Here is a 26,068-nt window from a genome sequence, read left to right as displayed (position 1 = left end):
GACTTCTCCTCTGCGTTGGGAGAACGTGTATTTGAATCAAGAGAGATTACATACGAGTTTAAATTGCCGTTCACCACCTACGAGAATCGCAAAATTGCTGAAAGACAGATTAAGTCAAGCATGGTTACTAAAACGCAACGCAAGTTGAGAGATACTCACGACCGTCGATATTATTGGATGGGCAAGGTTAAGCACATCAAAGTAGCAGACGACCCGATTAAGAAGAATCTGGTAGCTACTATCACATTCAAGTGCTATCCGTTTGCATTCCATGAGGACGAGTATTTCGATGATGTTTGGGACACATTTGACTTTGAGAGCGATAATTCAACGTGGACTAAGTGGGCGCTTGGTTATGAGAAGAAGAAGACACCAGTTTACTTTGTAAACGCCGGATATACATCAATCAGCCCAGTAATCATCTGTAGTGAGGACATCACGCTAAAAGATGCTAACGGCACCATTTACTACTTGAAGAAGGGTGAGAACAAAGATTTTGCTCTAACGCTCGACATCGGAATCAATTATTTCGAAGCACAAGGAAATGGTACAGTAGCAATGCACTATTCTAACGAGGTGATGGTATGACAGTATCTTGTGATAGCATTGAAATCTTCAACGTCAGCAGTACAGGCTATGCCATCCGTGTCAAGGGGCTGAAGTCTAGTAATGGCATATCTGGGCTACAAGTTCCAACGTGGTCGGAAGAATCTGGGCAAGATGACCTTGTTTGGTACGATGCCTTAAAATGGGGCGATGATTGGTACTGTACCATCAATTCAGTTGATCACAACAGCGACAGTGGGACATACCAATCCCATTTCTATGTAGTGACTTCAAATGGCTCGAAAGAGTACCTCGAAGGCAAGAAGATAACCGTGCCAGAGCGTCCTGCTGGCTTAGCTAAGAAAGCAGGGTATGCCATCTACTGGTGGCCTAGCTTCCTTGATAGAAGATGGGACAAGCTCAATCGAACTACGGCTACACGCAAGGTCATCCACGACCCCTATAGCCCACTTGGAAACAAGATTGTTTCTGGCGAAATCAAGCAAGCTGTCAATAGTATCCACGAGCTGGAATTTGCAATCCCGTTGAACCATACGATGTATCAAAAAATGGTTCAGTTTAAATCTATCATCGAAGTCGTTAACCTAAGGGACAACGAGGTTGAGTTTGTCGGCCGAGTTTTGACAATGACCAATGAGATGTCAACTAATGGATTTGTTCAGAAAGTCGTTTGTGAAGACTTCCTGTCATATCTACACGATTCTGCCCAATGGTTCCAGAAACTACCAAACAAAGGGGCTGAGGACTATTTCAAAATAATCTTTGAATCTGCAAACGTTCAAATTGAGGAATTTAAGCGGATAATTCCCAGAAATATCACAGTACAAAGTAGGTCAGACCGACCATTCCGCTATATCGGATATGATTCAAGCTGGGACACAGTAAGAGAACGGATAATCAAAAATATTGGTGGCTATCTAACGCTAAGAGAGTTCAACACAAGGATCTATGTAGATTGGACTAAAGATATTGGTACTACTAAGGAAAGTCCGATTAAATTAGGTCAGAACATCAAATCAGCCAGTCGAGAGGTTGATTTTGACGGTCTCGCTACGATTATCGTCCCAATTGGAGCTGACTTGCAAAGTCAAAACCAAGGTCAAGAGGAAGACCAAAGTCCAGACGTTACACGAGCTCAGCTCGATATTCGAAGCGTGAACGATGGGAAGATGTATCTGGCTGATGAAGAGCTGATAAAAGAGTTTGGTTTTATTCGAAAATCAGTAATCTGGACAGAGATTGACAACCCTAACATTCTCTTGGCTCGTGGGAAACAGTATTTGAGGAACCAGAAGATTGCACTATCTAAATGGACAATCTCAGCGGTTGAACGCTATCTGATTGATAGTAGATATAGTAAGTTCAGAATTGGGAATAAGCACAAGATTATCAACGCACCGCTATCTGGAATTGAAACATTGCAAATTTTGGAGAAGAAGATTGATATACTGAAACCACAGTCTGTTGGTTTAACTATCGGCTCACAATCTCAATCTCTATCAGCTTATCAATTGCAAACTCAGGAAGCTGATAGCTCTATTGAGAAACTCAAACTAGACCAGTCGACAGCTACCAAACAGAAGAAACTAGACCAGTTGAATACTCAATTATCTGCGCTTAAATCTGCTAGTCAGTCTAAGCCTGTCGAGCCAAGAGCTCCGAAACCACTGGCTACTAATGCAACAGAATCTGAGAAGGAAGCATACAACAGAGCTCTCGAAGATTACAAGCTTGCTAAATCTGACTATGACGCTAAACTTTCAGCGCTCAATATGAGTCAGCAAGAGCGTGCACAGCGTATTAGCGAGCTTGAATCTGAGATTGCTCAATTACGAAACGAATTAGGAGGTGCTTAATGCCACAAACTGAAGCAGAGGGACGCTTGAATTTATATGATGATGTGACCCCTCTTGAAAAAACCAATAAAATTAGCGTCCTTGTTGACGCTATCCGCAAAAAAACAAAAGGGGCTGATGTCCGTGAGGCCATTGCCCTCGGAATAGAAACCACATACGACGACGCTACTAAGAGTGGGAACACTGACATGGAAGTAGTTAAATCCAGAGACAACTTCAATACACTCTCAGAGCGTCTCGACAACATGACCAAAAACCTTGATGGAAAAGCGAGCACGAAGTGGATTGAATCAAAATTTAATGCTATTTCCTCTAGTGCACCCAAGGCCGTTCTAAGCTCGCTGGAAGAGATTCAGCGTACTTATCCAAACGGTGCCAACGGTATTGTTGTCGCAAGCAGCACAGGTAAATGGTACTACTTTAACGAGAGCGGCAGACGATGGACTGAAGGTGGGGTTTATCAATCTAGAGGCCTCAACGTGGATGAAGTGACAGCTGACAATATCGACTTCACAGAATCAATTGAGCAACTTCTAAGAGATAAGATTGAAGGTTCTGTCTACCTTTGGAACAACACATCAATTGGTACATGGTCTTCTAACGGATGGCTTCGATTCATGCCAGTCCCGATCAAAAAGGGACATAAGTATTACTTGTCAAATATCCGTGGTATCTTCTCGTTTGCCATTTCAAGCGATGGAAGTCGATTAGTCAAGAAATTCTCGGAAACGGATGATTTGGTAACTACCGAATACATTCCACCAGAAGATTGTATGCTCTATGTATCTTCTAAACCAGACGAGACTGCTAGAGTGTTTAACGCTTCTCTCGAGGATCTAAAAAAAGCTAACGTTGACTTCTCGAACTTGCCTGATGGCTATGTCTCGCTTAAAATTCCTAAATTGACGCTAAATGTTAAACCAGAAGAATTGAGTTTCGTCAACATCGTTAAGCAGCTGGTTGATGAACGAACATTCAAAGTAGGTAAGGCTTGGTCTGGTAACGGAAACGGCACTTACGACGCTTCCACTTGGGGCACTTATCCCAAGATTTACATGCAAGCAGGTCAGACTTACGGATTAAGAAACATCCGAGGAGTATTTACTCACTTTTTCGACATTTCAGGGAAGAAGCTTAAAACATTCTCTACTACAGACGTATTAGTTAACCAAGATTTTACTCCAGCAGAAAACGGCTATATCCTGATTAGTCGTGGGACATCAGACAATCCTACGAAGGTCATCCAAGGCGGAAACGCTCAAGCTCATTATCTTGAGAACCTTAATTTTGGTTCTAGTGCCATTGCGTCCAAGGTTCCGTTCGTCATGCCAGATACGTCTAGGATTCAATTTGGGGCAGATATTACTGGTATTGATTCAACACAATCAACGACGATTAATAATCTCGGCTACATGAGTCCTATCAAGAAGTGGGAGAAGAGCCGTGGTTTTATCGATACCATCGATGTCTACGTTAAGGACGCGGGAACATACAATTTCGCTATCGGTAACATCGACCAGAACGATTTGATTGTATCCCCTCGAATCTTTCAAAAGGAGCTTGCCGCTGGATACAATACGTTAAATGTTCGAGATGAAGATAAGGAAATCTTCTTCGGAGAGCAACTCTTTTTTGAAGCTAAAGATAATAAGGTCTATGCTTCAAAGGGTGAACGTAATTTGATTCAAGACGCTCAACACGTTACTAATAACGCTGGGTACTCTGGAAAGATTATGTACGAAACAGGGCAAGCTATTCCATTCAGCTATCGTGTAGCTAACGAGAGCGCTAATGAGAAAGTAGAGGTCTTGAAACAAAAAACGGATAAGATTGAACCGATTGTTACGGAACTTGAACTGTTTAAGAAAACACCGATGATTACTAGCCCAAATGGCACTAAGTTCCGCTTGTTGGTTGATAACAATGGCAATCTGTCAACAGTTTCAAATATCCCTAGCCGTGTAGCGGTGTTTGGTAACTCAATCCTAAGCCATCCATGGCTTAAGGGCATGGGTATGGCTGCTAGTGCGCCAGATAAAGATTACTTCACTCTTGTTAAAAACTATATCTTGTCTAAGAACCCTAGCGCAGTAGTAGAGCGTGGGAATGGTGCAGATTGGGAATCTGATCCAAACAATCGACGTGGTACATTCGACAGTAAAATGAAGCAATCACTAGGTCCTGATACAGATATTGTCATTTTGCAGTTTGGCGACAACTTAAATACTGACGAGAAGCGGAAGAACCTTGAAACAGACATCCCTAATCTTGTGAACTGGATTAAGGTGGCATCACCAAAGGCCCTAATATACTGGGTCGGTATCTACTATGCCTCACCAGATTTTGTGGAAAGAATCAAGCTTATCTGTAAGCCATTGGGTGTTACATTCGTTGACATCTACCAGTATTCTAAGGACGCTAAATACAAGTCTGAAATGGGCAAGGCATTGAGACTCCCAGACGGTTCTAACTACACTATTACCAACGCCGGTGTTGCAAGTCATCCAGGTGATTTAGGACACAAGGCTATTGCGGACGAGATTATCAAGAATTTCTTATTCTAGAAAAATGGGGGCTTATGGAATTTTTTGATAAAATCGAACATTTTTTTACAAGTGTAATGCCAGTACTGACCCCGACAATCATTGCATGGATAAGCTATCGGTTGCCGAAAAAAGCGAAAGAAGAGACAGAAAAGATTGTCTCAGAGCTTGGAGATGTTAAGAAGCAGATAGATGACGTACAAAAAACCGCAAAAGATAGTAATACCAAAATCGATGAAGTGCAGGAAAAGCTTAAAGTACACGATGAGGCGCATCTAAATACCATGAAGTTGCGCCTTGGCCGTGATATGCGGAGAGCTATCCGCAGAAAGTACACTTCCCGTGATGAATTTTCATTGGTGGAAAGTATGCACAAAAGCTATAAAGCTTTAGGCGGAAATGGTTACATAGACCGCCTTTTCAGCGATTTTGAAAAGCTGGATATCCGCGCGGAAATTTTGGACGACGACGATTAAAGGAGGGCGAAATGTTATGCGCAAATAGAAGTAACTCAACGAACTTGGCAAGAATAGACGGGGGTTTGGTCGTCAAGCAAGGCGATCTAGCCTCTTCTTTTGGTTTTGAATTGCTAGATGAGAATAAGGACCCTATCCCATCGCTTGATGGGCAGGAGGCGAAAATCACGCTGACAAAAGATGGCGAGCAATGGAAGCATACTTCGACTGTCACGAATGGATCAGTAGTATTTAATCTAGATGGTATTTTGCCAGAAGGAACGTACAATCTCGAAATTTGCGTGGCAGGGTATGTATTCCCAAGCGACGACTCGACTCAAATTAGAATCACAAAATCGGATAAGAATCTGGTCACAAATGAAATCCACGCTCTCAAAGAGTTGGATATCGCAAAGGAAGTTGAGAAACAACTTTCGAAAAAAACAGTAACAGATGGTACAGTAAATCAGGAGTTTCCTGACTTAGTGAAATTTTATAATTTAGGAAAGGTATGATAAATTATGGATACAAGTAAACTGATTGCATTCGCTTCTGCATTGGGAGCGGATAACAAGGCAATGATGCAGTTAATCAATACAAAGATTGACAATGCTACTTTAATGCAGGCTATCGAGCAAGCTAAAACCGCAGTGAAGGCTGATATTTTGGGTGATGGAGTGCCTGAAAATCTTGATACTCTTAAAGAGATTGCTACGATGATCGCTAGCATGAGTGGTGATACTGAAGGTGCAGTCGTGCAAAAATTGGCTGACCTCGGCCGTCGTATTGACGAATTTGCAAACCTCGACCTTGTCTCAACTTATAACGCAGCGAAAGCGTGATTGCTATGAGCAATTTAGAGGAATTTGCTAAAGAGGTCGCTAAAGATGTCAAGCGGATTGAAACTAATTACGCAACCAAGCAGGAAATGCAGGAAGTAGCTGAGAAAAAGCAAGATAAAGATACAGCCTACAACGATGCGGAAGTTAAGCAACGTTTGACAGTGTTAGAAAATCGTCCGACTGGTGGTGGAAGTCAGAAGAGAGATACTGGATGGATAACTATAAAAGATGGAAATGATGAAACTGGAAATATTTTAAAAATACGCAGAATAGAAGATATGGTTCACGTTCAAATAAGTAATAAGTCAGAATATGGATTGACAATTAAGGGAGGTTATTTGGGATACAACTTCGCAGGATATTCTCTTCCGACAATAGGATTTAACACACCTACATCTATTTTACTCCCGACGACAAAAAGCCCTCAACATATAGAAGATAATCCATCACATATAGATGTTTTAGGTCAGGCAATTTTCAACGTAAAAAATGGAGAATTAACGATGAATGTATTTACAAATTCTGGCCAAGAACAAGAAGATGAAATACACATCAATAGTTTCTCTTACTTCACAGAGGACCTGTTCCCGACTGATTAAGGAGGAAAATAAATGACACAATTTAATGAATTTATTATTGCTTTTGCGACAGGATTTTTAGCTGTAGCAGTAGGCAATATCGTAAAAGCAGTGAAAGAGTATCTTTTACAAAAAGGCGGAGAGAAAGCTGTAAAAATCGCTGAAATCCTAGCTAAAAATGCAGTACATGCCGTTGAGCAGGTAGCTCAAGAGACAGGATATAAAGGTGATGAAAAGCTTGAGCAAGCTAAAGTCTACATGATCTCAGAGCTTAAAAAATACAATGTTAGCATGACAGATAAAGAGCTTGAAGTGTTTGTAGAGTCAGCCGTGAAGCAGATGAATGACGCTTGGAAAGGACAAGATTAATGGACATCGATACAAGTAGACTAAGAACTGACCTTCCACAAGTCGGAGAACAACCGTATAGACAAATTCATGCACATTCAACAGGAAATCCAAATTCAACTGCCCAAAATGAAGCAGACTATCATATGCGTCGACCTGTTGATTCAGGATTTTTCTCGCACGTTGTCGGGAATGGTCGTGTGATGCAGACCTGGTATACAGACATGGGAGCCTATGACGTAGGAGGTGGATGGAACGTAGAGGGTTATGGCCAAGTTGAATTGATTGAGAGTCATGAAACCAAGGAAGAGTTCATGCGTGACTATAAGCTCTATGTTGAGCTTCTGCGAAACCTTGCTGATGAAGCAGGGATTCCAAAAACACTGGACTCTGACAGTTTAGCAGGAATCAAAACACATCAGTATTGTACATACAATCAACCTCGAAACTACTCAGACCATGTGGATCCATACCCTTATTTGGCCAAATGGGGCATTAGCCGTGAACAATTTAAAAATGATATTGAAGGCGGTATCTCTACTGAAGCTGGCTGGAAACACAATGAAACAGGCTGGTGGTGGGAGGAGTCGGATGGTTCTTATCCAAAAAATACCTGGAAACAAATCAATGGAGAATGGTTCCGATTTGATAATAGTGGCTATTGCTTGATCAACCGTTGGTTCTTTGATGAAAAAGACTGGTTTTATCTCGATAAACGTGGAGCAATGGTCACAGGTTGGATGTTCCTCAACCATCGCTGGTACTTCTTCAAATCAGATGGCCGTATGGCCAAAGGCTGGGTTAAATATCGTGAAACATGGTATTTCATGGAAGAAAAAGACGGCTACATGCTATCTAAACAGTTCGTCAAATCGGGAGACGGCTGGTATTACTTGAAGGCAAACGGTGAACTTCACACAGACCCAGCATTCAAAACAGAACCAGACGGGCTTATCACAGTCGTCGATAAACCAAAAGAAGAAAAATAATAAACAGAAAGACTTCAAAATAGATTACACTAGACCGCAGGCTCAGGCTTGCGGTTTTTTTGTTTGCTCTGAAAGTAGTTTCAGAATAAAAAAGTAATGATTTTTTCACTACTTTTTTATTTTTTTACGAATAGATAAGTAAGGAGGAAGAAAACATGAACATTTTGAACATTAAACTTGCGAGCATAGATCAGACAGATTTAGGCTTTGAGCATTGGGTGGATGTAACTTACCAGGTGCCGATTTTGAAAAATGAGTACACGGTCAAGCTGTTGCTGCTCATGGAATGCAAGATAGAGGACCAAGAGGTTATTGAGTACATGGTCAGCACTTGGAAGTATCGTGATCTCGTGTTGCATTCATTGCAGATGTATGAGATGGAAAAAATCAATAATTTTAGTATCGTTGATTGAAATGTTGGTGGTCTTGCTGATTATCAGCGTACTTCTCTTGCTATTTGTACCTAATTTGACCAAGCAAAAAGAAGCAGTTAACGACAAAGGAAAAGCAGCTGTTGTGAAGGTGGTAGAAAGCCAGGCAGAACTTTATAGCTTGGATAAAAATGAAGATGCTAGTCTAAGCAAGTTACAAGCAGATGGGCGAATCACAGAAGAACAGGCTAAAGCTTATAAAGAATACCATGCTAAACAAAATACCAGTCAAACCGTTGCAGATTAAAGCCTTTACCATGCTTGAAAGTCTCTTAGTTTTGGGACTGGTGAGTATCCTTGCCTTTGGCTTATCCGGCTCTGTTCAGTCCACTTTTGCAGCGGTAGAGGAGCAGATTTTCTTTATGGAGTTTGAAGAACTCTATAGAGAAACCCAAAAACGCAGTGTAGCCAGTCAGCAAAAGACTAGTCTGAACTTAGATGGGCAGACCATTAGCAATGGCAGTCAAAAGTTGACAGTTCCTAAAGGAATTCAAGCACCATCTGACCAAAGTATCACATTTGACCGAGCTGGGGGCAATTCGTCCCTGGCTAAGGTTGAATTTCAGACCAGCAAAGGAGCGATTCGCTATCAGTTATATCTAGGAAATGGAAAAATTAAACGCATTAAGGAAACAAAAAATTAGGGCGGTGATTTTGCTGGAAGCAGTAGTTGCTCTAGCTATCTTTGCTAGCATTGCAACCCTCCTTTTGGGACAAATTCAGAAAAATAGGCGAGAAGAAACAAAAATCTTGCAAAAGGAAGAAGTCTTGAGGGTAGCTAAGATGGCTCTGCAGACAGGTCAAAATCAGGTAAACATCAACGGAGTTGAGATTCAGGTGTTTTCTGGTGAAAAAGGATTGGAGGTCTACCATGGTTCAGAACAGTTGTTGGCTATCAAAGAGCCATAAAATCAAGGCTTTCACTTTGTTGGAATCCCTGATTGCCCTCATTGTCATCAGTGGGAGTTTGCTCCTCTTTCAAGCCATGAGTCAGCTCCTCATTTCAGAAGTTCGCTACCAGCAACAAAGCGAGCAAAAGGAATGGCTTTTGTTTGTGGACCAGCTGGAGGCAGAATTAGATCGTTCGCAATTCGAAAAAGTGGAGGGTAATCGCCTCTATATGAAGCAGGATGGTAAGGATATCTCTATCGGCAAGTCAAAATCGGATGATTTTCGAAAAACCGATGCCAGTGGACGAGGTTATCAGCCTATGGTTTATGGACTCAAATCTGCGCAGATTACAGAGGTCAATCAACTGGTGCGTTTTCGTTTTCAGTTCCAAAAAGGCTTAGAAAGGGAATTCATCTATCGTGTGGAAAAAGAAAAAAGTTAAGGCAGGTGTTCTCCTCTATGCAGTCACCATGGCAGCCATCTTTAGTCTTTTGTTACAATTTTACTTGAACCGACAAGTCACCCACCATCAAGACTATGCTTCAAATAAAGAAAAGTTGCTTGCTTTTGCTATAGCCAAGCGAACCAAAGATAAGGTTGATAAGGAAAGTGGGGAACAGGTCTTTAATTTGGGTCAGGTGAGTTATCAAAATAAGAAAACAAGCTTGGTGACAAGGGTTCGTACGTCTAAGAGTCAATATGAGTTCCTATTTCCTTCAGTCAAAATCAAAGAAGAGAAAAGTGATAAAAAGGAAAAGATAGTGATTGATCCAAGTGAAAAAGTGGAGAAGAAATAATCAGAAGAGAAGCTTGAAAAGAACGAGAATTCCTAGTCAATTCAGCTACTTTGTGCTAAACTAAAAATATGAGACATAATTTTAACCACAAAGCGGAAACTTTCGATTCCCCTAAAAATATCTTTCTTGCAAACTTGGTATGTCAAGCAGTCGAGAAACAGATTGATCTTCTATCAGACAAAGAAATTTTGGATTTCGGTGGTGGGACGGGTCTATTAACCTTGCCTCTGGCCAAACAAGCCAAGTCTGTAACATTAGTGGATATTTCGGAGAAAATGCTGGAGCAAGCTCGTTTGAAAGCAGAGCAGCAAGACATCAAAAATATCCAGTTTTTGGAGCAAGATTTACTGAAAAATCCCTTAGAGCAAGAGTTTGATCTGATTGTTGTCAGTCGGGTTCTTCACCATATGCCTGATTTGGATGAGGCTCTTTCACTGTTTCATCAACATTTGAAGGAAGATGGACAACTTTTACTTGCTGATTTTACCAAGACGGAGTCTAGTCATCATGGATTTGATTTAGCTGAACTGGAAAAACAGCTAATTGAGCATGGTTTTTCATCTGTACATAGTCAGATCCTCTATAGTGCTGAAGACCTGTTTCAAGGAAATTACTCAGAACTCTTTTTAACAGTAGCCCAAAAATCACTCGCCTAGTCAGGGAGTGATTTTTCTATAAGGATGGAAAAAAGAAGGGAAATTTGATAAGATAGGAATATGGATTTTGAAAAAATTGAACAAGCTTATACCTATTTACTAGAGAATGTCCAAGTCATCCAAAGTGATTTGGCGACCAACTTTTATGACGCCTTGGTGGAGCAAAACAGCATTTATCTGGATGGTGAAACTGAGTTAGAGCAGGTCAAGGAGAACAATCAAGCCCTTAAGCGTTTAGCACTACGCAAAGAAGAATGGCTCAAGACCTACCAGTTTCTCTTGATGAAGGCTGGGCAAACAGAACCCTTGCAGGCCAATCACCAGTTTACACCGGATGCTATTGCTTTACTTTTGGTGTTTATTGTGGAAGAGTTGTTTAAAGAAGAGGAAATTACTATCCTCGAAATGGGTTCCGGGATGGGGATTCTGGGCGCTACTTTCTTGACCTCGCTTGCTAAAAAAGTGGATTACTTGGGAATGGAAGTGGATGATTTGCTGATTGATTTGGCAGCTAGCATGGCAGATGTAATTGGTTTGCAGGCTGGCTTTGTCCAAGGAGATGCCGTTCGTCCACAAATGCTCAAAGAAAGTGATGTGGTCATCAGCGACTTGCCTGTCGGCTATTATCCTGATGATGCCGTTGCGTCGCGACATCAAGTTGCTTCTAGCCAAGAACATACTTACGCCCATCACTTGCTCATGGAACAAGGTCTAAAGTATCTCAAGTCAGACGGATACGCTATTTTTCTCGCTCCGAGTGATTTGTTGACCAGTCCTCAAAGTGAGTTGTTGAAAGGCTGGTTGAAAGAAGAGGCCAGTTTGGTTGCCATGATTAGTCTGCCTGAAAATCTCTTTGCTAGTGCTAAACAATCCAAGACCATTTTTATCTTACAGAAGAAAAGTGAAATAGCAGTAGAGCCTTTTGTTTATCCACTTGCTAGCTTGCAAGATGCAAGTGTTTTAATGAAATTTAAAGAAAATTTTCAAAAATGGACTCAAGGTACTGAAATATAAAATAGATTTTGTTATAATAGATGAAAACGCTTAAAAAGGGGTATCATGTTATGACAAAAACAATTGCAATCAATGCGGGAAGTTCAAGTTTGAAATGGCAACTTTATCAAATGCCAGAGGAAAAAGTTCTTGCTAAAGGTTTAATTGAACGGATCGGTTTGAAAGATTCAATTTCAACTGTAAAATTTGATGGTCGTTCTGAACAACAAATTTTGGATATTGAAAATCACACACAAGCTGTTAAAATCTTATTGGATGACTTGATTCGTTTCGATATTATCAAGGCTTATGACGAGATTACTGGTGTTGGACACCGTGTTGTTGCAGGTGGAGAATATTTCAAAGAATCAACAGTCGTTGAGGGAGATGTTTTAGAAAAAGTTGAAGAGTTGAGCTTGTTGGCTCCTCTCCACAATCCAGCCAATGCAGCAGGTGTTCGTGCCTTCAAGGAATTGCTGCCAGACATTACCAGTGTAGTTGTTTTTGATACTTCATTCCACACAACTATGCCAGAGAAAGCTTATCGCTACCCTCTACCAACAAAATATTACACAGAAAACAAGGTGCGTAAATATGGTGCCCACGGTACAAGTCACCAGTTTGTAGCAGGAGAAGCAGCAAAACTCTTGGGCCGTCCATTAGAGGACTTGAAATTGATTACTTGCCACATCGGTAATGGTGCTTCTATTACAGCTGTTAAGGGTGGTCAATCTGTCGATACTTCAATGGGATTCACTCCACTTGGTGGTGTGATGATGGGAACTCGTACAGGGGATATTGACCCAGCTATCATTCCTTACTTAATGCAATATACAGAGGACTTTAACACGCCTGAAGACATTAGTCACGTTCTTAATCGTGAATCAGGACTGATGGGGGTTTCAGGTAAATCTAGTGATATGCGTGATGTGATTGCTGCTATGGAAGAAGGGGATCATGATGCCACTTTAGCCTATGAAATGTATGTTGATCGTATCCAAAAACATATCGGTCAATACCTTGCAGTCTTAAATGGAGCAGATGCTATTATCTTCACAGCAGGTATTGGTGAAAATGCTGCAAATGTGCGTGAAGATGTTATCTCAGGTATCTCTTGGTTTGGTTGTGATGTTGACCCAGAAAAGAACGTCTTTGGTGTGACAGGAGACATCTCAACAGAGGTAGCGAAGATCCGTGTATTGGTTATTCCAACAGATGAAGAGCTAGTTATTGCCCGTGACGTTGAACGCTTGAAAAAATAAGTAAAACTAGTAAAAATATTCCGTACAAGGAGTTGGGAAAGAGATTTTTCCAGCTTCTTTTTATGGTGAAATTGTCCAAAACCTTGCTATGATTGGCTTTTTTGAAAAATATGGTATAATAGTAGTAATTTAATAGATGGAGTTGAGTTTTGAAGAAAAACTTTCGTGTAAAAAGAGAGAAAGATTTTAAGGCGATTTTCAAGGAGGGGACAAGTTTTGCCAATCGCAAGTTTGTTGTCTACCAACTAGAAAATCAGAAAAACCATTTTCGAGTAGGTCTATCAGTTAGCAAAAAACTGGGGAATGCGGTCACTAGAAATCAAATCAAGCGACGAATCCGACATATTATCCAGAATGCAAAAGGGAGTCTGGTAGAAGATGTCGACTTTGTTGTCATTGCTCGAAAAGGAGTCGAAACCTTGGAATACGCAGAGATGGAGAAAAATCTACTCCACGTATTAAAATTATCAAAGATTTACCAGGAAGGAAATGGGAGTGAAAAAGAAACTACAGTTGACTAGTTTGCTAGGATTGTCTCTATTGATCATGACAGCCTGTGCGACTAATGGGACAACTAGCGATATTACAGCCAATTCGGCTGATTTTTGGAGTAAATTTGTTTACTTCTTTGCGGAAATTATTCGCTTTTTATCGTTTGATATCAGCATCGGAGTGGGGATTATTCTCTTTACGATCTTGATTCGTACAGTTCTATTGCCAGTCTTTCAGGTGCAAATGGTGGCTTCTAGAAAAATGCAGGAAGCTCAACCACGCATTAAGGCGCTTCGAGAACAATATCCGGGTCGTGATATGGAAAGCAGAACCAAGCTAGAGCAGGAAATGCGTAAAGTCTTTAAAGAAATGGGTGTCAGACAGTCGGATTCTCTTTGGCCGATTTTGATTCAGATGCCGGTCATCTTGGCCTTGTTCCAAGCTCTATCGAGAGTTGACTTTTTAAAGACAGGTCATTTCTTATGGATTAACCTTGGTGGTGTGGACACAACCCTTGTTCTTCCGGTTTTGGCAGCTGTATTCACCTTTTTAAGTACTTGGTTGTCCAACAAAGCCTTGTCTGAGCGTAATGGAGCTACGACAGCGATGATGTATGGGATTCCGGTCTTGATTTTTATCTTTGCAGTTTATGCGCCAGGTGGGGTCGCCCTCTACTGGACAGTGTCCAATGCTTATCAAGTCTTGCAAACCTATTTCTTAAACAATCCATTCAAGATTATCGCAGAGCGCGAGGCTGTAGCTCAGGCACAGAAAGATTTGGAAAATAGAAAAAGAAAAGCCAAGAAAAAGGCTCAGAAAACGAAATAATAAGGAGGAATCTGGTAATGGTAGTATTTACAGGTTCAACTGTTGAAGAAGCAATCCAGAAAGGATTGAAAGAATTAGATATTCCAAGAATGAAGGCTCACATCAAAGTCATTTCTCGTGAAAAAAATGGATTTTTTGGTTTATTTGGTAAAAAACCAGCCCAGGTTGACATTGAAACCATTAGTGAAACAACTGTCATTAAGGCAAATCAACAAGCTGTTAAGGGTGTTCCTAAAGAAATCAATGAACAAAATGAACCAGTTAAAACAGTCAGTGAAGCGACCGTTGATTTGGGGCATGTTGTAGAAGCAATTAAAAAGATTGAAGAAGAAGGCCAAGGGGTTTCTGATGAAGTCAAGGCTGAAATTTTGAAAAATGAAAAACATGCTAGCACCATCTTAGAAGAAACTGGGCATATTGAGATTTTAAATGAATTACAGCTTGAAGAAGCCGGCATCGAAGAAGTAGAAACTCCTATTGTTGAGAGTCGAGCTGAACAAACTGAAAGTCAAGAATTAGAAGATTTGGGCTTAAAGGTGGAACCGAGCTTTGATATTGAACAAGTAGCTACGGAGGTAACGACTTATGTTCAGACGATTATTGATGATATGGATGTCGAAGCGACGATTTCAAATGACTATAACCGTCGTAGCATCAATCTACAAATTGATACCAATGAGCCAGGTCGCATTATCGGCTACCATGGTAAAGTCTTGAAGGCCTTGCAGCTGTTAGCTCAAAATTATCTTTACAACCGCTATTCAAGAACCTTCTACATTACAATCAATGTCAATGATTATGTCGAACACCGTGCAGAAGTCTTGCAGACCTATGCGCAAAAATTGGCGACTCGTGTTTTAGAAGAAGGCCGCAGTCATCAAACGGATCCAATGTCAAATAGCGAACGTAAGATTATCCATCGTATTATTTCACGTATGGATGGCGTGACTAGTTACTCTGAAGGTGACGAGCCAAATCGCTATGTCGTTGTAGATACAGAGTAAGTAAAATCAGGTTTATCCTGATTTTTTGCTAGTTAGAAGAGGTTAAACGGATGTTAAATGAGATAAGAAACTATCTAGACTTTGCTGGTTTGCAGTACCGTAATCCAGATAAAGCGGGAGAAGAGCGAGAGAAAATGCTGGAATTGCGCCACAAAGGTCAAGAGGCCCGAAAGGCTTTTACAGAATTGGCCAAAGCTTTCCAAGCAAGCCATCCAGAATGGCAACTTCAACAGACTAGCCAGTGGATGAACCAAGCGCAGCGCTTGCGACCACACTTCTGGGCTTATCTACAGCGTGAGGGGAAAGTGACAGAACCTATGATGGCCTTACGTTTGTACGGAAGTTCTTCTGATTTTGGAGTCTCACTAGAAGTCAGTTTCATCGAGCGCAAGAAAGATGAGCAAACTTTAGGCAAGCAGGCCAAAGTTTTAGAAATTCCAACCGTTGAAGGGATTTATTATCTAGCCTACTCAGATGGTCAAAGTCAAAGATGGGAGGCGAACGAAGAAAATCGCCGTACTTTACGTGAGAAGTTGAGAAGTCAGGAAGTTCGAAAAGTGTTAGTTAAAGCAGATGTTTCTGTGACAGAAAATTCATCTGAAGAAGATATCGTGGAAAATTTACTGAAATCTTATGATAAAATTCTTCCATTTTATCTAGCTACGAGAAATTAAGCTAATCATTAAAATATCATAAATCATACAGTCCAAGAGTGAACAGTCCGCTGTGTAATTCTTGGTCTTTTTGTTTACGCTTTCAAAGTATATAATAAACCTACAAAAACAATTCAAAAGGAGAACAATTATGGAAGTTATTTCAAGTGTTCTAAATTGGTTTTCTAGCAATATTTTGCAGAATCCCGCATTTTTCGTAGGTTTATTGGTGTTGATAGGATACGCACTTTTGAAAAAACCTGCCCACGACGTTTTCTCAGGGTTTGTTAAAGCAACAGTAGGGTATATGTTGCTCAATGTGGGTGCGGGTGGTTTGGTTACAACCTTCCGTCCGATCTTAGCAGCCCTTAACTACAAATTCCAAATTGGTGCAGCGGTTATTGACCCTTATTTCGGACTTGCTGCAGCAAACAACAAAATTGCAGCAGAGTTTCCAGATTTCGTCGGGACTGCAACTACAGCTCTATTGATTGGTTTTGGAGTGAATATCTTGCTTGTAGCTCTACGCAAGATTACGAAAGTAAGAACCCTCTTTATTACTGGTCACATCATGGTGCAACAAGCTGCGACTGTATCTCTTATGGTTCTATTATTAGTCCCACAATTGCGCAATGCTTATGGTACAGCAGCTATCGGTATCATCTGTGGCCTTTACTGGGCAGTTAGTTCAAATATGACTGTTGAGGCAACTCAACGCTTGACTGGTGGTGGCGGATTTGCGATTGGTCACCAACAGCAATTTGCAATCTGGTTTGTAGATAAAGTAGCAGGACGCTTTGGTAAGAAAGAAGAAAGTTTAGACAATCTTAAATTACCTAAGTTCCTCTCAATCTTCCACGATACAGTTGTTGCATCTGCTACCTTGATGCTCGTATTCTTCGGAGCCATTCTTTTAATCTTGGGTCCAGACATTATGTCTAACAAAGAAGTCATTACTTCAGGAACTCTATTCAATCCTGCTAAACAAGATTTCTTTATGTACATTATCCAAACAGCCTTCACCTTCTCAGTTTACTTGTTCGTTTTGATGCAAGGTGTTCGCATGTTCGTATCTGAGTTGACAAACGCCTTCCAAGGTATTTCAAACAAATTGTTGCCAGGTTCATTCCCAGCGGTTGACGTTGCAGCTTCTTATGGATTTGGTTCTCCAAACGCTGTCTTGTCAGGATTTGCCTTTGGTTTGATTGGTCAATTGATCACAATTGTCTTGCTCATCGTCTTTAAAAATCCGATTCTTATTATTACAGGATTTGTACCAGTGTTCTTTGACAATGCAGCCATTGCGGTCTATGCTGATAAACGCGGTGGATGGAAAGCGGCTGTTATCCTATCCTTCATCTCAGGTGTTCTCCAAGTTGCTTTAGGAGCTCTCTGTGTGGCCCTTCTTGACTTAGCATCTTACGGTGGTTACCATGGAAATATCGACTTTGAATTCCCATGGCTTGGATTTGGATACATCTTCAAATACCTTGGTATTGTTGGTTATGTACTTGTGTGTCTCTTCTTGCTTGTTATTCCTCAACTTCAATTTGCCAAAGCAAAAGATAAAGAGAAATATTACAACGGTGAAGTTCAAGAAGAAGCTTAGTATCTAGAAAAGGAGAAAATAAAATGGTTAAAGTATTAGCAGCGTGTGGAAATGGAATGGGTTCATCTATGGTTATCAAGATGAAGGTTGAAAATGCCCTCCGTAAGCTTAATCAAACAGATTTTACAGTCAATTCATGTAGTGTCGGTGAAGCTAAAGGTTTAGCAGCAGGATATGACATCGTAATCGCTTCTCTTCATTTGATTCAAGAATTGGAAGGGCGAACTAATGGGAAGTTAATTGGGCTTGACAATTTGATGGATGATAAAGAAATCACTGAAAAACTCAGTCAAGCACTACAGTAAAAGGTTGGAGGGGGCTGGATAGAAACTGAGAGTCATCGTTTCTGTCCTTCTCCCTCTTTAAATAAAGGAGGCAGATATGAATTTAAAACAAGCTTTAATTGACAATGACTCGATCCGACTAGGTTTAGAGGCTAACGATTGGAAAGAAGCAGTCAAGGTAGCGGTAGATCCCTTGATTGAAAGTGGAGCAATTTTGCCAGAGTATTACGATGCAATTATTGAATCGACTGAAGAATATGGTCCCTACTATATCTTAATGCCAGGTATGGCTATGCCCCATGCTAGACCTGAAGCTGGAGTGCAAAGAGATGCCTTTTCATTGATCACCTTACAAAATCCTGTTGTATTTTCAGATGGGAAAGAAGTTTCAGTTTTGTTGGCACTAGCAGCAACAAGCTCAAAAATTCACACAAGTGTAGCCATTCCACAGATTATTGCCTTGTTTGAATTAGAAGATTCTATCGCACGTTTACAGGCTTGCCAGACTAAAGAAGATGTCTTGGCGATGATTGAAGAATCTAAGAATAGCCCTTATCTCGAAGGATTAGATTTGGAAAGTTAGAAAGAGGAAAAAGAGATGACAAAAAGAATACCTAATTTACAAGTTGCATTAGACCATTCAGACTTGCAAGGAGCGATTAAAGCAGCTGTTTCTGTTGGTCAGGAAGTAGATATTATCGAAGCTGGAACTGTTTGCTTGCTTCAAGTTGGAAGTGAACTGGTTGAAGTCTTGCGTAGCCTTTTCCCAGATAAGATTATTGTGGCAGACACAAAATGTGCTGATGCTGGTGGAACAGTTGCTAAAAATAATGCGGTTCGTGGAGCAGATTGGATGACTTGTATCTGTTGTGCAACTATCCCTACTATGGAAGCGGCTCTAAAGGCTATCAAGACTGAACGTGGAGACCGAGGCGAAATCCAGATTGAACTTTATGGCGATTGGACTTTTGAACAAGCTCAGCTTTGGCTAGATGCTGGTATCTCACAAGCTATTTATCACCAATCTCGTGATGCACTTCTTGCTGGTGAGACTTGGGGTGAAAAAGACCTTAATAAGGTTAAAAAACTCATCGACATGGGCTTCCGTGTGTCTGTAACAGGTGGTCTAGATGTAGATACTCTCAAACTATTTGAAGGCGTTGATGTCTTTACCTTTATCGCAGGTCGTGGAATTACAGAGGCTGCGGATCCAGCAGGAGCAGCGCATGCCTTCAAGGATGAAATCAGACGAATTTGGGGGTAAACCATGGCACGTCCAATTGGAATTTATGAAAAGGCAACTCCGACACACTTTACTTGGCTAGAACGTTTAAATTTTGCCAAGGAGTTAGGCTTTGATTTTGTCGAGATGTCTATTGATGAACGTGACGAGCGTTTAGCAAGACTGGACTGGAGCAAGGACGAGCGTTTGGAAGTTGTCAAAGCAATCTATAAAACTGGTGTTCGTATTCCTTCTATCTGTTTTTCAGGCCATCGTCGCTACCCATTGGGATCAAATGATCCAGTTATAGAGGAAAAATCTCTAGAACTCATGAAAAAATGTATTGAATTAGCCCAAGACTTGGGAGTTCGTACTATTCAATTAGCTGGTTACGACGTTTATTATGAGGAAAAGTCACCCCAGACACGCCAACGTTTTATCAAAAATTTGAGAAAAGCTTGTGACTGGGCTGAAGAGGCTCAGGTGGTACTTGCTATTGAAATTATGGATGATCCTTTCATCAATAGCATCGAAAAATACTTGGCTGTAGAAAAAGAGATTGACTCTCCCTACCTCTTTGTATACCCAGATATTGGTAATGTATCTGCATGGCATAATGATGTCTACAGTGAATTTTATCTTGGGCATCATGCCATCGCAGCTCTCCATCTCAAGGATACTTATGCAGTGACAGAAAGTTCAAAGGGCCAGTTCCGAGATGTAACTTTTGGGCAAGGTTGTGTCAAATGGGAAGAAGCTTTCGATATTTTAAAACAAACCAATTATAATGGACCTTTCCTAATCGAAATGTGGTCTGAAAATTGTGAAACTGTAGAAGAAACACGCGCAGTCATTCAAGAGGCGCAAGCTTTTCTCTACCCACTAATTAAGAAAGCAGGTTTGATGTAAGATGAATCAAGTAATAAACGATATGCGTAGACGAGTCTGTAATGCCAATCAATCATTACCAAAACATGGACTTGTTAAATTTACCTGGGGAAATGTATCGGAAGTCAATCGCGAACTAGGTGTCATTGTTATTAAACCATCAGGCGTAGATTATGACGAATTGACACCTGAAAACATGGTGGTGACGGACTTGGATGGCCAAGTTCTAGAAGGAGATTTAAGACCATCTTCTGACCTCCCAACTCATGTGCAGTTATATAAGGCATGGCAAGAGATTGGTAGTGTGGTCCACACCCATTCGACAGAAGCAGTTGGTTGGGCACAGGCTGGACGTGATATTCCTTTCTATGGAACAACCCATGCAGATTATTTCTACGGTTCAATCCCTTGCGCTCGTAGTTTGACCAAAGATGAGGTAGAAGTAGCCTATGAAAAAGATACTGGCTTGGTTATAGTAGAAGAATTTGAGCGTCGTGGTCTGAATCCTGTTGAAGTACCAGGTATTGTTGTACGCAATCACGGTCCATTCACCTGGGGCAAAAATCCAGAGAATGCTGTTTATCACTCTGTCGTATTAGAGGAAGTATCAAAGATGAATCGCTTTACAGAACAAATCAATCCAAGAGTTGAACCTGCTCCCCAGTACATTCTAGAAAAGCACTACCAACGTAAGCATGGACCAAATGCTTATTACGGTCAAAAGAAATAAGAAATTGAATTGAAAAGAGGCTAGGACCTTTCGATCCAAGCCTCGCTTTTGTAATTGTAAGTATTCGTTATTAAGAGACTACTGTTGATAATTGAAATGCGTTAGTGAATGTGATACTATTATAAAGTTGTTTTCAAGGCAGTTGATTGATAGAGGAGTATGAAATATGGTACTGGATAAGGCAAGTTGTGATTTGCTTCAATATTTGATGAATCAAGAAACGTCCAAAACGATTATGGCGATTTCGAAAGATTTGAAAGAGTCAAGAAGGAAAATTTATTATCACATTGACAAAATCAATGCTGCTCTGGGTGACGAGGCGCTTCACATCATTAATATTCCACGAATTGGTATTCACTTAACGGAAGAGCAGAGAGATGCTTGTTGTGAACTATTATCGGAAGTAGATTCGTACGATTATATCATGAGTGCGCATGAACGTATGATGATAATGTTACTATGGATAGGTATTTCTAAAGAACGTATTACGATTGAAAAATTGATGGAGTTAACAGAGGTGTCTAGGAATACTGTTCTCAATGATTTGAATAGTATTCGTTATCAACTAACTTTGGAACAATATCAGGTGACCTTGCAAGTGAGCAAGTCACAGGGATACCATCTTCATGCCCACCCTCTTAATAAAATTCAGTATCTTCAATCGCTTCTATATCATATTTTTATGGAAGAAAATGCCACTTTTGTATCTATTTTAGAAGATAAGATGAAAGAGAGGTTAGATGGTGAGTGTTTGCTTTCTGTTGAAATGAACCAATTTTTTAAGGAACAGGTTCCTTTAGTTGAACAAGATTTAGGGAAGAAAATAAACCATCATGAAGTAACTTTTATGTTGCAGGTTCTACCTTATTTGCTGTTAAGCTGTCATAATGTTGAACAGTATCAAGAAAGACATCAGGATATAGAGAAAGAATTTTCTTTGATAAGAAAAAGAATAGAGTATCAGGTATCTAAGAAATTAGGAGAGCGGTTGTTTCAAAAGTTTGAAATTTCTTTGTCAGAACTTGAAGTTTCTCTTGTAGCTGTTCTTCTCCTCTCCTATCGTAAAGATTTGGATATTCATGCAGAAAGTGATGATTTTCGGCAATTAAAACTTGCTTTAGAAGAATTTATCTGGTATTTTGAATCACAAATCCGAATGGAGATTGAGAACAAGGATGATTTGTTAAGAAATTTGATGATCCACTGTAAAGCCTTGTTATTTAGAAAGACTTACGGTATTTTTTCTAAAAATCCTCTAACAAAACAAATTCGATCCAAGTATGGAGAATTATTTTTAGTCACTAGAAAATCTGCGGAAATTCTAGAAGGAGCATGGTTTATTCGGCTAACAGACGATGATATTGCCTATTTGACGATTCATATTGGAGGATTTTTAAAGTATACACCATCATCTCAAAAAAATATGAAAAAAGTTTATCTCGTTTGTGATGAAGGTGTTGCGGTTTCGAGACTTTTGCTGAAACAATGCAAACTTTATTTTCCAAATGAGCAAATTGGCACTGTATTTACAACAGAACAATTTAAGAGTGTGGAAGATATTGCACAAGTTGATGTAGTGATTACTACTAATGATGATTTGGATAGCAGATTTCCGATTTTAAGGGTTAATCCTATCCTTGAAGCAGAAGATATTTTGAAAATGCTAGACTATCTTAAACACAATATATTTCGTAATGAGAGCAAAAGTTTCAGTGAAAATCTTTCTAGTCTTATTTCGTCTTATATTGTAGACAGCAAGTTGGCTAGTAAGTTCCAAGAAGAGGTTCAAACACTTATAAATCAAGAAATAGTAGTTCAAGCTTTTTTGGAAGATATTTGAAGGACAGTCCAATGATGAACACAAACCTGTGTTTTTCTTGGTCTTTTTTAGTGTTTTGAAGGGTGGTATACTAATCTCAAAGATAACAATTATATCCAAAGGAGGCAACATATGCCAAACGTCAAAGAAATTACAAGAGAGTCATGGATTTTAGCTACTTTCCCAGAGTGGGGAACATGGTTGAATGAAGAAATCGAAGAAGAAGTCGTACCTGAAGGCAATTTTGCCATGTGGTGGCTAGGCAACTGTGGTACTTGGATTAAGACACCAGGTGGTGCTAACGTTGTCATGGACCTTTGGTCAAACCGTGGAAAATCAACCAAAAAAGTGAAAGATATGGTTCGTGGGCACCAAATGGCAAATATGGCAGGTGTTCGTAAGTTGCAACCAAACTTGCGTGTTCAGCCAATGGTTATCGATCCATTTGCTATCAACGAACTAGACTATTACTTAGTTTCACACTTCCATAGTGATCATATCGACCCATACACAGCTGCAGCAATTCTCAACAATCCTAAGTTAGAGCATGTTAAGTTTATCGGTCCTTACCACTGTGGACGAATCTGGGAAGGATGGGGTGTTCCAAAAGAACGTATCATCGTTGTTAAACCAGGTGACACTATCGAATTAAAAGATATGAAGATTCATGCAGTAGAATCATTTGACCGTACTTGCTTGGTAACTCTCCCAGTGAACGGTGCTGATGAGACAGGCGGTGAACTTGCTGGCTTAGCTGTTACAGATGAAGAAATGGCTCAAAAGGCTGTTAACTATATCTTTGAAACACCAGGTGGAACCATCTATCATGGTGCAGATTCTCACTTCTCAAACTATTTTGCAAAACATGGTAAAGACTTTAAAATTGATGTTGCTTTGAATAACTATGGTGAAAATCCGGTAGGTATCCAAGATAAAATGACATCTATCGACCTTCTTCGTATGGCAGAAAATCTGCGTACCAAAGTCATTATCCCAGTTCACTATGATATCTGGTCTAACTTCATGGCTTCTACTAATGAGATTCTAGAACTTTGGAAAATGAGAAAAGATCGCTTGCAATACGATTTCCATCCATTTATCTGGGAAGTTGGCGGTAAGTACACTTATCCTCAAGATCAACACTTAGTAGAATACCATCATCCACGTGGTTTTGATGATTGTTTTGAACAAGACTCTAACATTCAATTTAAAGCTTTGCTATAATATAAAAATATTCTTTGGAGGTTATCCGTATGTTGCATGATACGGATAATTTTCATATAATAGTAAAATAGAATGTGTGATTCAATAATCACCTCAAATAGAAAGGAAATTCTATGTCAAATCTATCTGTTAATGCAATTCGTTTCCTAGGTATTGACGCTATCAACAAAGCCAACTCAGGTCACCCAGGTGTGGTTATGGGAGCGGCTCCGATGGCTTATAGCCTCTTTACAAAACAACTTCGTATCAATCCAGCTCAACCAAACTGGATTAACCGTGACCGTTTTATTCTTTCAGCTGGTCATGGTTCAATGCTTCTATATGCCCTTCTTCATCTTTCTGGTTTTGAAGATGTCAGCATGGATGAAATCAAGAGCTTCCGCCAATGGGGTTCTAAAACACCAGGTCACCCAGAATTTGGTCATACAGCAGGGATTGATGCTACGACAGGTCCTCTAGGGCAAGGGATTTCGACTGCTACTGGTTTTGCCCAAGCAGAACGTTTCTTGGCAGCCAAATATAACCGCGAAGGCTACAATATCTTTGACCACTATACTTACGTTATCTGTGGCGACGGAGATTTGATGGAAGGTGTCTCAAGCGAGGCGGCTTCATATGCGGGCTTGCAAAAACTAGACAAGTTGGTTGTTCTTTATGATTCAAATGACATTAACTTGGATGGTGAGACAAAGGATTCCTTTACAGAAAGTGTTCGTGACCGTTACAATGCCTACGGTTGGCATACAGCCTTGGTTGAAGATGGAACAGACTTGGAAGCAATTCATGCTGCTATCGAAACAGCTAAAGTTTCAGGTAAACCATCTTTGATTGAAGTGAAGACTGTGATTGGATACGGTTCTCCAAACAAACAAGGAACTAATGCCGTACACGGTGCTCCTCTTGGAGCAGATGAAACTGCAGCAACTCGCCAAGCGCTAGGTTGGGACTATGAACCATTTGAAATTCCAGAACAAGTATATACTGATTTCAAAGAAAATGTTGCAGACCGTGGTGCATCAGCTTATCAAGCTTGGACAAAATTAGTTGCTGACTATAAAGAAGCTCATCCAGAACTGGCAGCAGAAGTAGAAGCAATCATCGATGGGCGTGATCCAGTTGAAGTGACTCCAGCAGACTTCCCAGCCTTAGAAAATGGCTTCTCTCAAGCAACTCGTAATTCAAGCCAGGATGCCTTGAACGTTGTAGCTGCTAAATTGCCAACCTTCCTAGGTGGATCAGCTGACCTTGCTCACTCAAACATGACTTATATCAAGACTGATGGACTTCAAGACGATGCCAATCGCTTGAACCGTAACATTCAGTTTGGTGTTCGTGAATTTGCAATGGGAACGATCTTGAACGGGATGGCTCTTCACGGTGGACTTCGTGTATACGGTGGAACCTTCTTCGTCTTCTCTGATTATGTGAAGGCAGCTGTCCGCTTGTCAGCCTTGCAAGGGCTTCCTGTGACTTATGTCTTTACCCACGATTCTATTGCAGTCGGGGAAGATGGTCCAACGCATGAACCAGTTGAGCACTTAGCAGGTCTTCGTGCTATGCCAAATCTAAATGTTTTCCGCCCAGCAGATGCGCGTGAAACTCAAGCAGCTTGGTACCTTGCAGTGACAAGTGAGAAAACACCAACTGCCCTTGTCTTGACACGTCAAAACTTGACTGTCGAAGAGGGAACAGACTTTGGCAAGGTTGCAAAAGGTGCCTATGTTGTCTATGAAAATGCAGCAGACTTTGATACCATCTTGATTGCGACAGGTTCAGAGGTTAATCTTGCTGTCTCAGCTGCTAAAGAATTGGCTAGTCAAGGAGCAAAAGTCCGCGTAGTCAGCATGCCATCTACAGATGTCTTTGATAAACAAGATGCAGCTTACAAGGAAGAAATTCTTCCAAATGCAGTTCGTCGTCGTGTTGCAGTCGAAATGGGTGCAACTCAAAACTGGTACAAATATGTTGGACTAGATGGTGCTGTTCTTGGTATTGATACCTTCGGAGCCTCTGCTCCAGCACCAAAAGTATTGGCAGAATATGGCTTTACTGTTGAAAATCTTGTAAAAGTCGTTCAAAACTTGAAATAATCCTAAAAATCAGGGCG

The 26,068-nt window shown here is 40.5% G+C and carries 31 protein-coding genes; all 31 read left to right on the top strand.

Annotated elements, in window-relative coordinates; genetic code table 11:
* The first annotated feature begins 120 nt into the window (after positions 1-120).
* The 31 genes from NMM26_RS05785 to tkt all read left to right on the top strand — a co-directional run bounded on the left by NMM26_RS05785 (position 121) and on the right by tkt (position 26,051).
* On the top strand, positions 121-588 hold the full coding sequence (locus NMM26_RS05785) for a hypothetical protein (RefSeq protein ID WP_254753964.1): 468 nt from the start codon (positions 121-123) through the stop codon (positions 586-588).
* Complete coding sequence (locus tag NMM26_RS05780; protein WP_254753963.1) at positions 585-2,423, top strand: GBS Bsp-like repeat-containing protein; 1,839 nt, start codon at positions 585-587, stop codon at positions 2,421-2,423. Before NMM26_RS05785 ends, NMM26_RS05780 begins: the two co-directional genes overlap by 4 nt.
* On the top strand, positions 2,423-4,987 hold the full coding sequence (locus tag NMM26_RS05775; RefSeq protein ID WP_254753962.1) for an SGNH/GDSL hydrolase family protein: 2,565 nt from the start codon (positions 2,423-2,425) through the stop codon (positions 4,985-4,987). The genes NMM26_RS05780 and NMM26_RS05775 overlap by 1 nt, the downstream gene beginning before the upstream one ends.
* Before the next feature lie 14 nt (positions 4,988-5,001).
* Entirely contained in the window at positions 5,002-5,442 is a 441-nt protein-coding gene (locus NMM26_RS05770; protein ID WP_254753961.1) for a hypothetical protein, read from the top strand.
* Between the two features lie 11 nt (positions 5,443-5,453).
* Positions 5,454-5,936 carry a DUF2012 domain-containing protein gene (locus NMM26_RS05765; protein ID WP_254753960.1) on the top strand — a complete coding sequence of 161 codons (483 nt, stop codon included), beginning with the start codon at positions 5,454-5,456 and terminating at the stop codon, positions 5,934-5,936.
* A 6-nt stretch (positions 5,937-5,942) separates the two neighbouring features.
* The gene (locus NMM26_RS05760; RefSeq protein WP_254753959.1) at positions 5,943-6,263 is read left to right on the top strand and encodes a hypothetical protein; all 321 of its coding nucleotides are present in this window, start codon (positions 5,943-5,945) and stop codon (positions 6,261-6,263) included.
* A gap of 5 nt (positions 6,264-6,268) precedes the next feature.
* Complete coding sequence (locus tag NMM26_RS05755; protein ID WP_254753958.1) at positions 6,269-6,862, top strand: hypothetical protein; 594 nt, start codon at positions 6,269-6,271, stop codon at positions 6,860-6,862.
* Positions 6,863-6,874: 12 nt separating this feature from the next.
* The gene (locus NMM26_RS05750; RefSeq protein WP_254753957.1) at positions 6,875-7,210 is read left to right on the top strand and encodes a phage holin; all 336 of its coding nucleotides are present in this window, start codon (positions 6,875-6,877) and stop codon (positions 7,208-7,210) included.
* Positions 7,210-8,178, top strand: coding sequence for an N-acetylmuramoyl-L-alanine amidase family protein (locus NMM26_RS05745; protein ID WP_254753956.1), 969 nt, complete (start codon positions 7,210-7,212; stop codon positions 8,176-8,178). Before NMM26_RS05750 ends, NMM26_RS05745 begins: the two co-directional genes overlap by 1 nt.
* A 155-nt stretch (positions 8,179-8,333) precedes the next feature.
* Positions 8,334-8,591 (top strand): hypothetical protein, encoded by a 258-nt coding sequence (locus tag NMM26_RS05740; protein ID WP_254753955.1) that lies wholly within the window; start codon positions 8,334-8,336, stop codon positions 8,589-8,591.
* Positions 8,551-8,856: a competence type IV pilus major pilin ComGC gene (gene comGC / locus NMM26_RS05735; protein ID WP_254753954.1), complete on the top strand. Its 306-nt coding sequence runs from the start codon at positions 8,551-8,553 to the stop codon at positions 8,854-8,856. The genes NMM26_RS05740 and comGC overlap by 41 nt, the downstream gene beginning before the upstream one ends.
* Positions 8,819-9,253, top strand: a complete 435-nt coding sequence (gene comGD / locus NMM26_RS05730; RefSeq protein WP_029690012.1) for a competence type IV pilus minor pilin ComGD — start codon at positions 8,819-8,821, stop codon at positions 9,251-9,253. The genes comGC and comGD overlap by 38 nt, the downstream gene beginning before the upstream one ends.
* The gene (gene comGE, locus NMM26_RS05725; RefSeq protein ID WP_254753953.1) at positions 9,216-9,518 is read left to right on the top strand and encodes a competence type IV pilus minor pilin ComGE; all 303 of its coding nucleotides are present in this window, start codon (positions 9,216-9,218) and stop codon (positions 9,516-9,518) included. The genes comGD and comGE overlap by 38 nt, the downstream gene beginning before the upstream one ends.
* Entirely contained in the window at positions 9,481-9,942 is a 462-nt protein-coding gene (gene comGF / locus NMM26_RS05720; RefSeq protein ID WP_000250510.1) for a competence type IV pilus minor pilin ComGF, read from the top strand. Before comGE ends, comGF begins: the two co-directional genes overlap by 38 nt.
* Positions 9,920-10,297, top strand: coding sequence for a competence type IV pilus minor pilin ComGG (gene comGG, locus NMM26_RS05715; protein WP_000265634.1), 378 nt, complete (start codon positions 9,920-9,922; stop codon positions 10,295-10,297). The genes comGF and comGG overlap by 23 nt, the downstream gene beginning before the upstream one ends.
* A 68-nt stretch (positions 10,298-10,365) precedes the next feature.
* Positions 10,366-10,953 carry a class I SAM-dependent methyltransferase gene (locus NMM26_RS05710; RefSeq protein WP_001216299.1) on the top strand — a complete coding sequence of 196 codons (588 nt, stop codon included), beginning with the start codon at positions 10,366-10,368 and terminating at the stop codon, positions 10,951-10,953.
* 60 nt (positions 10,954-11,013) lie between these two features.
* On the top strand, positions 11,014-11,967 hold the full coding sequence (locus NMM26_RS05705; RefSeq protein WP_000345105.1) for a class I SAM-dependent methyltransferase: 954 nt from the start codon (positions 11,014-11,016) through the stop codon (positions 11,965-11,967).
* A 50-nt stretch (positions 11,968-12,017) separates the two neighbouring features.
* Positions 12,018-13,208, top strand: a complete 1,191-nt coding sequence (locus tag NMM26_RS05700; RefSeq protein WP_000167793.1) for an acetate kinase — start codon at positions 12,018-12,020, stop codon at positions 13,206-13,208.
* A gap of 149 nt (positions 13,209-13,357) precedes the next feature.
* The gene (rnpA, locus tag NMM26_RS05695; RefSeq protein ID WP_000739243.1) at positions 13,358-13,729 is read left to right on the top strand and encodes a ribonuclease P protein component; all 372 of its coding nucleotides are present in this window, start codon (positions 13,358-13,360) and stop codon (positions 13,727-13,729) included.
* Complete coding sequence (locus NMM26_RS05690; RefSeq protein ID WP_025171420.1) at positions 13,704-14,528, top strand: membrane protein insertase YidC; 825 nt, start codon at positions 13,704-13,706, stop codon at positions 14,526-14,528. The genes rnpA and NMM26_RS05690 overlap by 26 nt, the downstream gene beginning before the upstream one ends.
* A gap of 17 nt (positions 14,529-14,545) precedes the next feature.
* A complete protein-coding gene (jag, locus tag NMM26_RS05685) occupies positions 14,546-15,532 on the top strand; it encodes an RNA-binding cell elongation regulator Jag/EloR (protein ID WP_000260028.1) in 987 nt (328 codons plus the stop codon).
* Between the two features lie 50 nt (positions 15,533-15,582).
* Positions 15,583-16,206, top strand: a complete 624-nt coding sequence (locus tag NMM26_RS05680; protein ID WP_000931249.1) for a hypothetical protein — start codon at positions 15,583-15,585, stop codon at positions 16,204-16,206.
* Between the two features lie 130 nt (positions 16,207-16,336).
* Complete coding sequence (locus NMM26_RS05675) at positions 16,337-17,794, top strand: PTS ascorbate transporter subunit IIC (protein WP_000452077.1); 1,458 nt, start codon at positions 16,337-16,339, stop codon at positions 17,792-17,794.
* Between the two features lie 23 nt (positions 17,795-17,817).
* Complete coding sequence (locus NMM26_RS05670) at positions 17,818-18,099, top strand: PTS sugar transporter subunit IIB (protein ID WP_000241466.1); 282 nt, start codon at positions 17,818-17,820, stop codon at positions 18,097-18,099.
* A gap of 76 nt (positions 18,100-18,175) precedes the next feature.
* Entirely contained in the window at positions 18,176-18,661 is a 486-nt protein-coding gene (locus NMM26_RS05665) for a PTS sugar transporter subunit IIA (protein ID WP_001049926.1), read from the top strand.
* Positions 18,662-18,676: 15 nt separating this feature from the next.
* Entirely contained in the window at positions 18,677-19,342 is a 666-nt protein-coding gene (locus NMM26_RS05660; RefSeq protein WP_000166733.1) for a 3-keto-L-gulonate-6-phosphate decarboxylase UlaD, read from the top strand.
* 3 nt (positions 19,343-19,345) lie between these two features.
* Positions 19,346-20,209 (top strand): L-ribulose-5-phosphate 3-epimerase, encoded by an 864-nt coding sequence (locus tag NMM26_RS05655; RefSeq protein ID WP_254753952.1) that lies wholly within the window; start codon positions 19,346-19,348, stop codon positions 20,207-20,209.
* 1 nt (position 20,210) lies between these two features.
* Positions 20,211-20,918, top strand: a complete 708-nt coding sequence (locus tag NMM26_RS05650) for an L-ribulose-5-phosphate 4-epimerase (RefSeq protein WP_084925444.1) — start codon at positions 20,211-20,213, stop codon at positions 20,916-20,918.
* A gap of 166 nt (positions 20,919-21,084) precedes the next feature.
* A complete protein-coding gene (locus NMM26_RS05645) occupies positions 21,085-22,758 on the top strand; it encodes a transcription antiterminator (protein WP_000242120.1) in 1,674 nt (557 codons plus the stop codon).
* A 111-nt stretch (positions 22,759-22,869) separates the two neighbouring features.
* Positions 22,870-23,961, top strand: a complete 1,092-nt coding sequence (gene ulaG / locus NMM26_RS05640; protein WP_001134226.1) for an L-ascorbate 6-phosphate lactonase — start codon at positions 22,870-22,872, stop codon at positions 23,959-23,961.
* Between the two features lie 113 nt (positions 23,962-24,074).
* Entirely contained in the window at positions 24,075-26,051 is a 1,977-nt protein-coding gene (gene tkt / locus NMM26_RS05635) for a transketolase (protein WP_084946519.1), read from the top strand.
* Positions 26,052-26,068: the final 17 nt, after the last annotated feature.

The sequence above is a fragment of the Streptococcus sp. CF7_Ac1-8 genome, from assembly GCF_024295435.1.
GTDB classification, from domain to species: Bacteria; Bacillota; Bacilli; order Lactobacillales; family Streptococcaceae; genus Streptococcus; species Streptococcus mitis_AP.
This window is presented reverse-complemented; position numbering and strand designations above follow the sequence as displayed.

Bases quoted from the DNA above. Each gene is read 5' to 3' on its own strand.
- NMM26_RS05785 (WP_254753964.1), top strand. From the start codon at position 121: ATGGTTACTAAAACGCAACGCAAGTTGAGAGATACTCACGACCGTCGA.
- NMM26_RS05780 (WP_254753963.1), top strand. From the start codon at position 585: ATGACAGTATCTTGTGATAGCATTGAAATCTTCAACGTCAGCAGTACA.
- NMM26_RS05775 (WP_254753962.1), top strand. From the start codon at position 2,423: ATGCCACAAACTGAAGCAGAGGGACGCTTGAATTTATATGATGATGTG.
- NMM26_RS05770 (WP_254753961.1), top strand. From the start codon at position 5,002: ATGGAATTTTTTGATAAAATCGAACATTTTTTTACAAGTGTAATGCCA.
- NMM26_RS05765 (WP_254753960.1), top strand. From the start codon at position 5,454: ATGTTATGCGCAAATAGAAGTAACTCAACGAACTTGGCAAGAATAGAC.
- NMM26_RS05760 (WP_254753959.1), top strand. From the start codon at position 5,943: ATGGATACAAGTAAACTGATTGCATTCGCTTCTGCATTGGGAGCGGAT.
- NMM26_RS05755 (WP_254753958.1), top strand. From the start codon at position 6,269: ATGAGCAATTTAGAGGAATTTGCTAAAGAGGTCGCTAAAGATGTCAAG.
- NMM26_RS05750 (WP_254753957.1), top strand. From the start codon at position 6,875: ATGACACAATTTAATGAATTTATTATTGCTTTTGCGACAGGATTTTTA.
- NMM26_RS05745 (WP_254753956.1), top strand. From the start codon at position 7,210: ATGGACATCGATACAAGTAGACTAAGAACTGACCTTCCACAAGTCGGA.
- NMM26_RS05740 (WP_254753955.1), top strand. From the start codon at position 8,334: ATGAACATTTTGAACATTAAACTTGCGAGCATAGATCAGACAGATTTA.
- comGC (WP_254753954.1), top strand. From the start codon at position 8,551: ATGAGATGGAAAAAATCAATAATTTTAGTATCGTTGATTGAAATGTTG.
- comGD (WP_029690012.1), top strand. From the start codon at position 8,819: ATGCTAAACAAAATACCAGTCAAACCGTTGCAGATTAAAGCCTTTACC.
- comGE (WP_254753953.1), top strand. From the start codon at position 9,216: ATGGAAAAATTAAACGCATTAAGGAAACAAAAAATTAGGGCGGTGATT.
- comGF (WP_000250510.1), top strand. From the start codon at position 9,481: ATGGTTCAGAACAGTTGTTGGCTATCAAAGAGCCATAAAATCAAGGCT.
- NMM26_RS05710 (WP_001216299.1), top strand. From the start codon at position 10,366: ATGAGACATAATTTTAACCACAAAGCGGAAACTTTCGATTCCCCTAAA.
- NMM26_RS05705 (WP_000345105.1), top strand. From the start codon at position 11,014: ATGGATTTTGAAAAAATTGAACAAGCTTATACCTATTTACTAGAGAAT.
- NMM26_RS05700 (WP_000167793.1), top strand. From the start codon at position 12,018: ATGACAAAAACAATTGCAATCAATGCGGGAAGTTCAAGTTTGAAATGG.
- jag (WP_000260028.1), top strand. From the start codon at position 14,546: ATGGTAGTATTTACAGGTTCAACTGTTGAAGAAGCAATCCAGAAAGGA.
- NMM26_RS05680 (WP_000931249.1), top strand. From the start codon at position 15,583: ATGTTAAATGAGATAAGAAACTATCTAGACTTTGCTGGTTTGCAGTAC.
- NMM26_RS05675 (WP_000452077.1), top strand. From the start codon at position 16,337: ATGGAAGTTATTTCAAGTGTTCTAAATTGGTTTTCTAGCAATATTTTG.
- NMM26_RS05670 (WP_000241466.1), top strand. From the start codon at position 17,818: ATGGTTAAAGTATTAGCAGCGTGTGGAAATGGAATGGGTTCATCTATG.
- NMM26_RS05665 (WP_001049926.1), top strand. From the start codon at position 18,176: ATGAATTTAAAACAAGCTTTAATTGACAATGACTCGATCCGACTAGGT.
- NMM26_RS05660 (WP_000166733.1), top strand. From the start codon at position 18,677: ATGACAAAAAGAATACCTAATTTACAAGTTGCATTAGACCATTCAGAC.
- NMM26_RS05655 (WP_254753952.1), top strand. From the start codon at position 19,346: ATGGCACGTCCAATTGGAATTTATGAAAAGGCAACTCCGACACACTTT.
- NMM26_RS05650 (WP_084925444.1), top strand. From the start codon at position 20,211: ATGAATCAAGTAATAAACGATATGCGTAGACGAGTCTGTAATGCCAAT.
- NMM26_RS05645 (WP_000242120.1), top strand. From the start codon at position 21,085: ATGGTACTGGATAAGGCAAGTTGTGATTTGCTTCAATATTTGATGAAT.
- ulaG (WP_001134226.1), top strand. From the start codon at position 22,870: ATGCCAAACGTCAAAGAAATTACAAGAGAGTCATGGATTTTAGCTACT.
- tkt (WP_084946519.1), top strand. From the start codon at position 24,075: ATGTCAAATCTATCTGTTAATGCAATTCGTTTCCTAGGTATTGACGCT.